The organism is Psychrobacter sp. (genome assembly GCF_041554015.1).
Taxonomy (GTDB): Bacteria; Pseudomonadota; Gammaproteobacteria; order Pseudomonadales; family Moraxellaceae; genus Psychrobacter.
The window spans coordinates 1-11,927 of sequence record NZ_JBFFMS010000050.1 but is presented as its reverse complement, the minus strand read 5'-3'; the positions used below and the strand labels follow the sequence as shown (position 1 = coordinate 11,927).

The window sequence follows — 11,927 nt, the reverse complement described above, 5'->3', positions numbered from 1 at the left end:
TTGTTTTTAAATGGCATGAGCAAAAGTCCCCATAACGAGGCATTTTGTTTGGGATCGGGATATTCTTTTAGACCGATATCTAATGCTTGATCAGGTTTTGCCGCTTCGCTTTTATAACTACCAAAAAGCCAATCCCACCAAGTCACACTAAAGCCATAGTTGGAATTGGTTTCACTGACCCGCTGACTATGATGAATACGGTGTAAGATTTGCGTGACTAAAATAAAGCGTAAAGGCCGCTCAATCGCCGGTGGCAGACGAATATTGGCATGATTAAACATCGCCAGCCCATTTAAGGCAATCTCAAATATAAGTACCGCTATTGCAGGGACACCAAGCGCACTAATAACAATAAGCTTAAGCAATATGCTTAAGACAATTTCGATAGGATGAAATCTAAGCCCTGTACTGGTATCGATATGCGCATCCGCATGATGGACGCGATGTAGGCGCCAAAGAAGTGGCACTCGGTGAAACAGGCGATGTTGCCAGTAGATAATAATATCAAGTAACAGTAGGCTAAAAATAATAGCCGTGATATACGATATCTCAATTAAATTAAATAGACCGATACCATGTTTTTGATTATATATAGCGACCGTTGTCAGCCCGATAGGGACTGCCAAACGGGCAATAAAAGAAGAGGCAAATACCAATCCAAGGTTGGCAAACCAACGTTTGCTACTCTTAATCGGTGATTGACGAGCGGGATGGCGATGCTCAATAAGCATCATAATGACCAAGATGCTAAAGAAAAATCCCAAACGCCACCATATCTCATTTGCCATTATTGACCTCCTTAATGGACTTGTTTCTATCGGTTTTGAGCCGTCTAAGCGTATAGTCGATTCTCAATAAAACCGTTACGTTATATTGCAACGCGGCACTGGTATAAATTTTTCTGGCGTGCTCCGGCTGATGACGACAAAGCTGACATAGCCTGCGTAACATTCATCCCAGTCCCGCTGTATCGTTTTAATACTCAACTCACTATATGATAGTCGCCATATATATGAGTCAAAATACTCACTGCACAAGCTGCTGCAAAAATGCTAGCCAATATCAATTTCACCCGTGTATATCCTCTATTGCCACTACAAATTATGGTTATATCCATAGCTGCTGGCAAGCGAGTAGGGTGCATGAATTAACCTCGACGCCAAGTATGATATTTCTCAAGCAACTGTAGCGCTTTTTTAGGCGCATGATTGCGTTTCCATTCGCCAGCGGCATACTTATTGGCTTCAGCCCATGTTGGATAAATATGAATGGTGCCAAGGATCTTATTCAGCCCTAAATTGTGTTTCATGGCCAATACAAACTCAGCCATCAAGTCGCCAGCATGGTCAGCGACGATGGTCACACCCAATATCTTATCTTTGCCCTTTGGCGTAATGACCTTGATAAAGCCATGATTGGCGCTTTCGGTCACCGCCCGATCTAAGTCTTTAAAATCATACCGTGTGATTTCAAAATCGATACCTTTATCGGTCGCTTCTTGCTCATTTAAGCCCACTCGTGCCACTTCTGGGTCAATAAACGTCGTCCACGGAATCACCCGATAATCTACTTTGAATTTTTTAAGATGACCAAATAAGCCATTGACTGCAGCGTACCATGCTTGATGGGCAGCCACATGAGTAAATTGATAGGGACCTACGACATCACCTGCCGCATAAATATTGGGGTAAAGGGTCTCAAGGTATTCATCAGTATCGATGGTACGCTTAGTATCGATGCCCAAGGTTTCAAGTCCATAGCCTTCTAGGCGCGCACTACGACCGACTGCACAAATCAGCTCATCATATTCAATGGCGGTTTCTTGTTGGTCATTATTGCTGCCTTTTGGTGCGATGATAATATATTTTTTGCCGTCACGAGTTTCACAGCGCATAGCTTGCTGTGAGGTTAAGATAGTCACGCCACTTTCAGTTAGTGCTGCTTGCGCAAATACAGAAACCTCGACATCTTCTTTTTTCATCAGACGCACACCTCTTTCAATTTGGGTCACATCAGAGCCTAAACGAGCAAAAGCCTGTGCCAGCTCACAGCCAATAGGGCCACCGCCAAGTACGACCAGCTTGCTCGGCGCTTTATCAAGTTTTGCAAACTTATCCCAGAGAGTGTCACTTGTTACATAACCTGTCTCATCTAAACCCGGTAGATCTGGCACAAAGGGGCGCGCGCCCGTCGCGATAACGATAGAGCGTGCAGTTAATGTCTGAGAGCCGCCACCATTGAGGGCAATCTCAATCGTCCATGGGTCAATGAGTTTTGCATAGCCTTTTAATACCTCAACGCCCAAATCTGTATAACGCTCGACACTGTCGTTTGGGGCGATATCAGCAATGACTTTACGGATACGAGACATGATGTTCTTGAATGCAAAATCCGGCTGGGTATTGTTGAGTCCATAACGCTCGCCATGATGTATCTGCTCAACCACTTTTGCACTTTTTATCAGCGCTTTGCTGGGGACGCATCCATAGTTTAAGCAGTCGCCGCCCATCTCACCTGCTTCAATTAAAGTGACTTTTGCTTTGACGGTTGCGGCAATATAGCTGGTAACAAGTCCGCCAGCACCGGCGCCAATCACAATCATATTACGGTCAAATCTTTTAGGCTTATGATAGTTTTTATAGACACGGCGTTTTTTTATTATTGTTAATATGCCTTTCGCTATCAGCGGAAATAACCCTAATAACGCAAATGAAGCCAGTAGATTAAAGGACAAAATGCCAGATAACTGCTCGATTTGTGCCAATTGCGTACCGGCATTCACAAAGACAAAGGTGCCAGCAAGCATACCGATTTGGCTGACCCAATAAAAGGTTCGTGCTTTGATAGCCGTTAGCCCCATCAGTAAGTTGATAAGAAAAAATGGGAATATAGGCACCAGACGTAACGTAAATAAGTAAAAGCCGCCTTCTTTTTTTATCCCTGCATCGATAGCGGCAAGACGTTCAGGAAAACGCTGTTTGATGGTATCGCGCAACAAATAACGCGAAGTCAAAAAGGCCAATGTAGCACCGATACTGGAGGCAAATGAGACGATTAGGATACCTTGTACTAAACCAAATAAAGCACCGGCTGCTAAGGTTAAAATAACGGCACCGGGTAAGGATAATGCCGTGACTAAGACGTAGACTAGAAAAAACCCGCCGATGACTAGCCATGGCGACTGTGTTTTATAGTGCTCGAATTGATCCATTGAGCCTTTTAAGCCCTCAAGTGTTAATAACTCATTAAGGTCAAAATAAAAAAAGCTAATGACCCCAACCAAGACCGCTAATATCAAAAATATTTTTTTAATCATGGATTGTCCAGATAAATACTATAAAACATCAGGTAGGAAAGAGTCGCTTAGCAAATGCTAGTGCTGTCTTCTTACTATAAGCCAGTTTTTCATTATGAGTATGACTATATATTGAACGATTGCTCAAAATATGATATTTATGCATTGTAATCTTTATTGAGTGATTGTTCAAATATAATATTTGGGAGGATTTGAGACAAGTCTTAAGGTGAATAGAAGAAGGGTATGAGAGTCGTTTTTTACTTCTATTGATATGATAAAAAACCGCCAAATAAATTCCTTACTTGGCGGTTGTAAAATACAGTGACTAGTATCCTCATCATAATAATGGTGGTGAAGAGGGTTATAACGAGATGTGCTGAGCTTCGCCTTTTTCAAGGGCGAGCTTCGCGGCAGCAGAGGCTACTGCTAAATCTTGTAAACCAACACCCGTACCATCAAACAGGGTAATCTCATTATCTGAGCTGCGACCCGGATGTTCGCCATTGATAACATCACCAAGCGTGGTAATATCACTTTCTTTGATAGCGCCAGATTTAATCGCGTGCTGGGCTTCACCAATGCTGATGGATTGCGCGACTTCATCGGTAAATACGGTGGTAGACGCTAAAAGGTCAGCATCAACTTCTTGCTTACCAACGGTATCGGTGCCCATACAGGCGATATGGGTGCCCGGCTTGATCCACGCTTTCATCAGTAGTGGCTCAAACGCTGAAGTAATGGTAATAATCACATCCGCCTCGCTACATAACTGCTCACGCTCAACGGTTTCAAATGGTACGCCTAATTCCTCAGCGACAGCTTGTAAGTTTTTAAGACGCTCTTTATTTTTATTCCAAGCGACTACCTTTTCAAAATTGCGTTGTTCAAGAGCAGCTCGCAGCTGAAAAGTAGACTGATGACCGGCGCCGACCATACCCAGTACTTTACTGTCTTTACGTGCTAGATGGGCGATTGATACGGCTGAAGCAGCGGCAGTACGTACAGCAGTCAAATAGTTACCACCGACTAGGGCGCGCAATTTACCATTATCTGGATTGAATAAGAAAATGGTTGATTGATGGTTGGTTAAACCTTTCGCTGCATTACCTGGCCAGTAGCCACCTGACTTGAGACCTAGCGATTTACCAGCACGGTCAAAACCTGATTTAAAGCCGTATAATGCATCAGCATAGCCAATGGCTTCACGGATAACAGGGAAGTTATAGGCGTCGCCTCGTGACATGGAGGCAAACACATTTTCAACGGCGCTAAAAGCAGAGGGGCGATCAATCACTGACTTGCAAGCATCTTCTGATACGATCAATAAGCCTTCGTTACTATTCACATTATTTGCTTCGCTCATGATAAATTCCTTTTTATTATGCAACACTTTAAATATCTTTAAATAAAAGATGGGCTGCTGTAGGCTAAAGCTACAACAGCCCATCTAAAATAAACTGATACGAATTTAGCTTATAGTTCTTAATATAGCTCCTAATACAGTTCTTAGTACATTTTACCGCGTGCCGATACTGGCCATACGGTTTCAACTTTACCGTTACGCACACCAATATAAAAATCATGAACGTTACACGTAGGGTCACAATGACCCGGTACCAGCTTTAGTTTTTCATTGATTTTAAGGACGCCATTTGGATCGCTGACTACGCCATGCTCGTCTGAACATTTGACATATTCAACATCATCACGACCATAGATGAATGGTAGGCCACTATCGACAGACTGAGCTTTTAGGCCCGCATCAACGATGGCTTTGTCAGGCTTAGCATGGCTCATCACAGAGGTTAGGATAAATAAGGCATTTTCCCACTCGCCAGCATCGATACGGTTGCCGTCTTCATCTAAGATACGACCGTAGTCGGCGTCCATAAACGCGTAAGAACCACATTGTAATTCGTTAAAAACACCTGAATTACTTTCAAAGTAATAGCTACCCGTACCGCCGCCTGATACAAATTCTGGCTTAAGGCCGATTTCAGTGAGTGCATCGATAGCTTCTTGTACTTGATCGATAGCGATTTGGGTTTTGGCTTTACGATCGCTAAAGCTATCCATGTGCTGCATCGCACCTTGATAAGCTTGGATACCAGTGAAGTTTAGATTTTCAGCGGCAGCAATGGCTTTGGCAATCTCAACTACTGCTTCAGTGGTAGTGACACCGCAGCGTCCAGCACCGCAGTCGATTTCGATATAGCAGTTCAGTTCAGTGCCTGCTTTGGTTGCCGCAGCTGATAATTCAGCGACGTTATCGACATCATCGACACAGACGGTGATGTTTGTGCCCATCTTAGGTAAATTGGCTAAGCGCTCAATCTTAGCTGGATTACGGACTTGGTTTGATACCAATACGTCTTTGATGCCGCCACGTACAAAGACCTCCGCTTCAGAAACCTTTTGACAGCAAACGCCAACCGCGCCGCCAAGCTCTTCTTGTAGCTCTTGGACGTCAACTGACTTATGCATTTTACCGTGGCTACGATGGCGCATATTATGCGCTTTGGCGTAATCGCCCATTTTTTTGATATTACGCTCAAGAGCGTCCAAGTCTAAGATCAAACATGGGGTTTGAATATCAGCTTCGTCCATACCAACAGTGGCTGGTACGTTGTAGCCTACTTCTAATTCTTCAGTAATCATTTTAAGTCTTCCTTGTTGTTGGTTCATGGTATAAAAAACCGTTTAAACTTGCGCATTACTTGCGCTGAGTTAACGCTTAATTGTCATACAAATGATGCTTAGCTGCGGACAGTTAGTTCCAAGGCAACTTGTCTAGATCAACGTTACCACCAGTGATGATGACGCCAACCTTTTTACCAGCAAAAACGTCCTTGTTCTTTAGGATTACAGCAAGCGGTACAGCACAACTTGGCTCAATGATAATTTTCATATGCGTCCAAGTCAGCTTCATCGCTTCAACGATTTCTTCTTCGGTCGCGGTCAAGATATCAGTCACATAATTGCTAACAAAATGCCAAGTCAAATCTTTAAGCGGCACTTTTAGACCATCAGCAATCGTGCTTGGTGCATCATCAGCGATAATATAACCGGCTTTAAAAGAGCGCGCCGCATCATCAGCATTTACTGGCTCTGCAGCATAGATTTTGACATCAGGTGCTAAGTTCGATAGCGTCAAGCACGTCCCTGAAATCATACCGCCGCCGCCAATAGGAGCAACTACCATGTCAGGTTTCTCGCCAATCTCTTCCATTTGCTCTAAAAATTCACGTGAGCAAGTCGCTTGTCCGGCGATGACACGTGGGTCATTGTACGGATGGACAAAGTCGCCGCCGGTTTCAGCTTGAACTTTTGCAAAGACTTCTTCACGTGACGTGGTTGATGGCTCGCATTCAGTAATGATGCCGCCATAACCACGAACAGCTGCTTTTTTGGCTTCTGGCGCACTATGCGGCATCACTACATTACAAGGTATACCACGCTGGCCTGCTGCATAAGATAAAGATAAGGCATGGTTACCTGAGCTGTGGGTACAGACGCCATTTTTTGCGGCTTTGTCAGACAGACCAAATACTGCGTTCGATGCGCCGCGTACTTTAAAAGCACCGGCTTTTTGGAAGTTCTCACATTTAAAGAACATCTCACAGCCTGCCAGCTCATTTAAAAAGCGCGAGGTCAAAACAGGGGTGCGATGGATATAGGGTTTGATGCGCTCATGCGCCTCCAACATATCATCAAGGGTTGGAATCACTAATCCGTCTTCGTTTGTGATCATAAAAAATAATCCTTTATCTTTTGTTTAATGTCTTGTTGTTTAATGGCTAGATATCTAATAGCTTTTATTTTGCTGGTGCACTGTTGCGATAATATTCTTGCGCAGCAGCAACGCCTTGACCCAGTTTGATAGGGTAGTCCAAATCAACCATCGCCATCTCAATCGTTGCAAGCCCTGCTAGCACCATAACTTCAGTCAATGATCCTAAATGACCGATTCTAAATGCTTTACCATTCATCTCGCCCAAACCGATGCCAAAAGAGATACCGTATTTATTAAAAGCATGATCGGTCAGCTTATTACTGTCAAAGCCTTCAGGAACGAAGATGGCGCTGACGGTATGAGAATACAGGTCAGGCGTTTTTGCACAGAGTTTCATACCCCATGCGCTAACGGCTTGGCGTACGCCTTCAGCTAAACGGTAATGACGGGCGTAGACATTCTCAAGACCTTCGTCAAACAACATCTCAAGACTTTCTCGTAGACCGTAGATGAGGTTTAATGGGGGTGTATAAGGAAAGCCGCCGTTGGCATTGGCATTTAACATATCACGAAAAGCAAAATAGGTACGCGGCAGCTTTGCTTCTTCCATATGACTCAAGGCTTTTTGACTGATGCCTAGTATTGCCATACCCGTTGCCAGCATAAAACCTTTTTGTGAGCCAGCAACCGCAACGTCTACGCCCCAAGCATCCATCTCAAAAGGCACACAAGCAATTGAGCTAACACCATCTACGAATAATAAAGCAGGGTGGTCACTGCTATCCATGGCTGTACGAACCGCACCAATGTCACTTAACACACCTGTTGCGGTTTCGTTATGGGTGACCATGACAGCTTTGATTTCGTGTGCAGTGTCTTCACTTAGGATTTTCTGGAATTGGTCAGCAGGTGCGCCTGTACCCCAAGGACACTCAACAACTTGCACATCGAGTCCGTGGCGCTGACACATATCAATCCAGCGATGAGAGAACATACCGTAGCGTGCGATTAGGACTTTATCGCCAGGTGAAAGAGTATTGCTAATAGCAGCTTCCCAGCCGCCGGTGCCGCTAGAGGTAAATAGGATAATCTCGCCATCTTGAGTACCGAATACTTTTTTGCAATCAGCAAGCACCGGTAGGAAGGTGTCTGAGAAATCAGGCGCACGGTGATCTTGCGTCGGCACATTCATCGCGCGACGTAATCTGTCAGGGATATTGGTAGGGCCAGGAATAAAAATTGGGTTTTGTAGTGACATGATTTTACATCCTTGTAAGTGCATATTAAGGGGCACGATAATAGTATAAGCAGGGGTTCATGCGAATGTAATGCAAGAGTCTTCCTGACTCATACAGTGTGGTTTTTATGTTTTTGAGATTTAAAAAATTAACCATGTCAAAGAAAGGAGTTGCAGGTGATTGGTCACTTAACTACTTACTGCGTTCTTTTTATGGTGTTCTTGCGGTAACGATTTTTACGAAGGATAAAATAAGAGGTTTTGGTTGAAAAGTGTAGATACTCATCAACTGCTTAAAATATAGCACTAATATTAAGTTGTAACAAGGTGTTTTTAAATAACCTTTGTGCTAGACTTCTCAAGACTATTACCGTGACTGTTTTGCAATGACTATTTGCATAAACATCCAACATTAGTCTTATTTGCTCTTTTAGTCTTTGACAGACACAGCTCATAATTGCTATTTCAGTCGTATGATGTCTTCAAGAGCGGCCATAACTTCAGTATAATAGGGTTCTTTGCCGATCATTTTGCCTTGATGGTTTTGGTTATATCAGTTGGATAATATTTGGCTCGCTACTACTCTTGATGACTAAGCTTGGCAATCGCCCTTAAATGATTTTTTGGGTGGTTTCTGCTTTACATTTTGTACTATATCTCTGCAATTTTTGGTCGTGGTAAACGCCGCTTTCAGTGGTTGGTTTGCTAAGTGTGTCTTTATAGTTTCTTCAGCATCGCTCAACTTCTAACTTGCTAAAAACAACTTATTCAATTAAGAAAACACGATAAAAACCACTCATTATCAATGTCGAGGGTTTATAAAACGCATTGTGTTTATTGTAGATATCAAACCTTTAAGGGTGCGGGCTTGCTCGAATTTAAGTCAGTTACAGCAAGACAGAGATGTAAATAATTTCTATTATTTCATGAGTCGACAAAAATATTTACCCCATTAATTTTGTACCACCTTATACTTTTAATAAGAAGATTTTATTATGTTAAACCAACGTCCGTTATATATCCCCTTTGCAGGTCCTGCATTATTAGAAACGCCTTTATTAAACAAGGGCAGCGCTTTTTCCTCAGAGGAGCGTGATAGCTTTAATTTAACGGGTTTATTGCCTCATAATATCGAGACGATCGAAGAGCAATCCTTACGCGCTTATCATCAACTGCGCTCATTTACCACTGCTATCGATAAACATATTTACTTACGCAATATACAAGATACCAATGAGACGCTTTTTCATCATCTGATTGAGCAGCATATTGAAGAAGTGATGCCGCTTATTTATACCCCAACCGTTGGGCTAGCTTGTGAAAAATTCTCTCAAATTTATCGCCGCAAACGTGGTTTGTTCATCTCTTATCCTGAACGTCATAAAATCGATGACATGCTACAAAACGCCACCAAACAAAAAGTAAAAGTAATTGTTGTCACCGATGGTGAGCGTATTTTGGGCTTGGGGGATCAAGGTATTGGCGGTATGGGGATACCTATTGGTAAGTTGGCTTTATATACTGCTTGTGGCGGCATTAGTCCAGCCTACTGCTTGCCTATTTTGTTGGATGTTGGGACCAATAATCAGCAATTACTTGACGACCCTATGTATATGGGCTGGAGAAACCCGCGCATCTCGGGCGATGAATATAATGAATTTGTTGACTTATTTATTCAAGCCGTCAAGCGTCGTTGGCCTGAAGTGTTATTACAGTTCGAAGATTTTGCACAAGAAAACGCAACCCCATTATTGAATAAGTACCGTGATCAGCTCTGCTGTTTTAATGATGATATTCAAGGAACGGCTGCTGTTTCAGTCGGTACCTTGATTGCCGCTTGCCTAAATAAAGGTCAGAAGCTCAGCCAACAGACAATAGCATTTTTGGGTGCAGGCTCAGCTGGCTGCGGTATCGCCGAACATATTATTCGTCAAATGCAGCGTGAAGGGCTAACAGAAGAACAAGCTCGTAAACAGGTATTTATGGTTGATCGCTATGGCTTGCTCACTGATAGCATGACAGAGCTCCAAAAATTCCAAACGCCGCTAGTGCAAAAAGAAGCAGATATCGAACATTGGGATAAGAGTCAAAAACTTGGCTTAGCACAAGTGGTCAAGCAAGCAAAAATCACTGTCTTGTTTGGCGTAAGCGGACAAAAAGGTCTCTTTACGCAAGAGGTCGTCGAAGCCTTATGTGCTAATACTGAACATCCAATCGTATTGCCGCTGTCGAATCCTACGTCTCGTGTTGAAGCAACACCGCAAGAAGTGACTAACTGGAGTCGTGGTAAGGCCATTGTTGCAACAGGTAGTCCTTTTCCTAATACCATTTTTGAAGGTCAGTCTTACGAGGTTTCGCAGTGTAATAACAGCTATATATTCCCAGGTATCGGCTTAGGGGTATTAGCAGCACGGGCGACGGGCATCAGCGATAACATGCTAATGGCGGCAAGCCAAGCACTTGCAGATATCTCAATGGAATACGAAAAAGTACCTGGTGCCATATTGCCGCCTATTCAGTTCATTAGAGAAATCAGTGAAAAAATAGCCTATGCAGTGGCTTTGCAGGCGATTGAAGATAAGTTGGCATTGCCGGTAACAGCAGAGAATTTAGGACGTCGATTAAAAGCGAATTTTTGGTTGCCTAAATACCGTGACTATCGCCGCACTTCTTTTTAATCATGTAGACAATACAGATAAAAGAGCCGAATGCTACGATTAAAAGTAGCATTCGGTTTTTTATTGCCTTTATTTTAGACAATAAAAAACCCTTACAAGTCAATGACTGTAAGGGTTTGAATTTGGTGGGCCCAGTAGGACTTGAACCTACGACCAAAGGATTATGAGTCCTCTGCTCTAACCAACTGAGCTATGGGCCCTTTAGACGCACAATGATACCTGATTTTTATATATTTTCAAGTAAAAATTAGCAGATAGCGCATACTATTTGATGAATTATGATTAATGACCACCAGCCAGCGTCAAACTACGTCCCCCATCTACCGTTATTATCTCACCCGTCACATAACTGGCATGTGCCAAATAAATCACACTATGGGCAATGTCAGCAGGGACACCTATGCGCTGCATAGGGATAGAGCTTATAATCTTATTTTGCTGCTCGCTATCAAGCGCTTGATCGCTATCTGCATCGGGTAAAATATTGACCCCAGGGGCAACCCCATTAACGCGTACATTAGGCGCCATATCTAGCGCTAAAGACTGTACCATCATCCGATGCGCCGCTTTTGCCATATTGTAGACCGTATAATTGGTAAAGGGTTTATCATGCGCATGGATATCAAGCAAACTAATAATACAGCCTTGCTGATTTTTTAGATAAGGATATAGCGCTTGGCTTAATAGTAATGGCGCTTTTGCATTGGTAAGGAGCAGCTCATCCCATTGGTCATGAATAATACTGCCAAGGGGAGTGGGATAAAAGCGAGAAGCATTATGTACCAGTACGTCTAGTTGCCCAAATGCCTGCATGATGGTTTGGGTCAGATGCTCAAGAGTATCAGCCTGATTTACCACTGCCAAATCTGCAACAATAACCACGGCGCTATGAGGGCAATTATCATTTAGCTCGTCTGCTAATTCATGGGCCTCTTGCTCACTATGATGACAATGAATAATAACGCGATAGCCTTGCTTATG

The 11,927-nt window shown here is 43.2% G+C and carries 8 protein-coding genes and 1 tRNA gene; 1 reads left to right on the top strand and 8 read right to left on the bottom strand.

The genetic code is table 11. The features are described from left to right. From ABYU67_RS10970 to bhcA, 6 genes are all read right to left on the bottom strand, one after another. The coding region (locus tag ABYU67_RS10970; protein WP_372845133.1) for a sterol desaturase family protein at positions 1-788 on the bottom strand (788 nt) is incomplete at its 3' end. Between the two features lie 359 nt (positions 789-1,147). Next, a complete protein-coding gene (locus ABYU67_RS10965; RefSeq protein ID WP_372845131.1) occupies positions 1,148-3,316 on the bottom strand; it encodes an FAD-dependent oxidoreductase in 2,169 nt (722 codons plus the stop codon). A gap of 343 nt (positions 3,317-3,659) precedes the next feature. Next, positions 3,660-4,661 carry an iminosuccinate reductase BhcD gene (gene bhcD, locus ABYU67_RS10960; protein ID WP_372845129.1) on the bottom strand — a complete coding sequence of 334 codons (1,002 nt, stop codon included), beginning with the start codon at positions 4,659-4,661 and terminating at the stop codon, positions 3,660-3,662. A gap of 143 nt (positions 4,662-4,804) precedes the next feature. Then, positions 4,805-5,956: a 3-hydroxy-D-aspartate aldolase BhcC gene (gene bhcC / locus ABYU67_RS10955; protein ID WP_372845127.1), complete on the bottom strand. Its 1,152-nt coding sequence runs from the start codon at positions 5,954-5,956 to the stop codon at positions 4,805-4,807. Positions 5,957-6,068: 112 nt separating this feature from the next. After that, entirely contained in the window at positions 6,069-7,049 is a 981-nt protein-coding gene (gene bhcB, locus ABYU67_RS10950) for a beta-hydroxyaspartate dehydratase BhcB (RefSeq protein ID WP_372845125.1), read from the bottom strand. A gap of 64 nt (positions 7,050-7,113) precedes the next feature. Continuing rightward, on the bottom strand, positions 7,114-8,289 hold the full coding sequence (gene bhcA / locus ABYU67_RS10945) for an L-aspartate--glyoxylate aminotransferase BhcA (protein WP_372845123.1): 1,176 nt from the start codon (positions 8,287-8,289) through the stop codon (positions 7,114-7,116). A gap of 974 nt (positions 8,290-9,263) precedes the next feature. Between bhcA and ABYU67_RS10940 the strand changes: the two genes are divergently transcribed. Beyond that, positions 9,264-10,946: an NAD-dependent malic enzyme gene (locus ABYU67_RS10940; protein ID WP_372845121.1), complete on the top strand. Its 1,683-nt coding sequence runs from the start codon at positions 9,264-9,266 to the stop codon at positions 10,944-10,946. Positions 10,947-11,069: 123 nt separating this feature from the next. On the opposite strand, the gene ABYU67_RS10935 is transcribed toward ABYU67_RS10940, so the two are convergent. Both ABYU67_RS10935 and ABYU67_RS10930 read right to left on the bottom strand, forming a co-directional pair. Next, positions 11,070-11,146: transfer RNA gene (locus ABYU67_RS10935), tRNA-Ile, on the bottom strand. 82 nt (positions 11,147-11,228) lie between these two features. Continuing rightward, positions 11,229-11,927: pteridine reductase (locus tag ABYU67_RS10930; protein ID WP_372845119.1), on the bottom strand; the 699-nt coding region annotated here is incomplete at its 5' end.

Excerpts from the sequence above, each read along its gene's own strand:
- ABYU67_RS10965 (WP_372845131.1), bottom strand. The coding sequence starts at position 3,316 with ATGATTAAAAAAATATTTTTGATATTAGCGGTCTTGGTTGGGGTCATT.
- bhcD (WP_372845129.1), bottom strand. The coding sequence starts at position 4,661 with ATGAGCGAAGCAAATAATGTGAATAGTAACGAAGGCTTATTGATCGTA.
- bhcC (WP_372845127.1), bottom strand. The coding sequence starts at position 5,956 with ATGATTACTGAAGAATTAGAAGTAGGCTACAACGTACCAGCCACTGTT.
- bhcB (WP_372845125.1), bottom strand. The coding sequence starts at position 7,049 with ATGATCACAAACGAAGACGGATTAGTGATTCCAACCCTTGATGATATG.
- bhcA (WP_372845123.1), bottom strand. The coding sequence starts at position 8,289 with ATGTCACTACAAAACCCAATTTTTATTCCTGGCCCTACCAATATCCCT.
- ABYU67_RS10940 (WP_372845121.1), top strand. The coding sequence starts at position 9,264 with ATGTTAAACCAACGTCCGTTATATATCCCCTTTGCAGGTCCTGCATTA.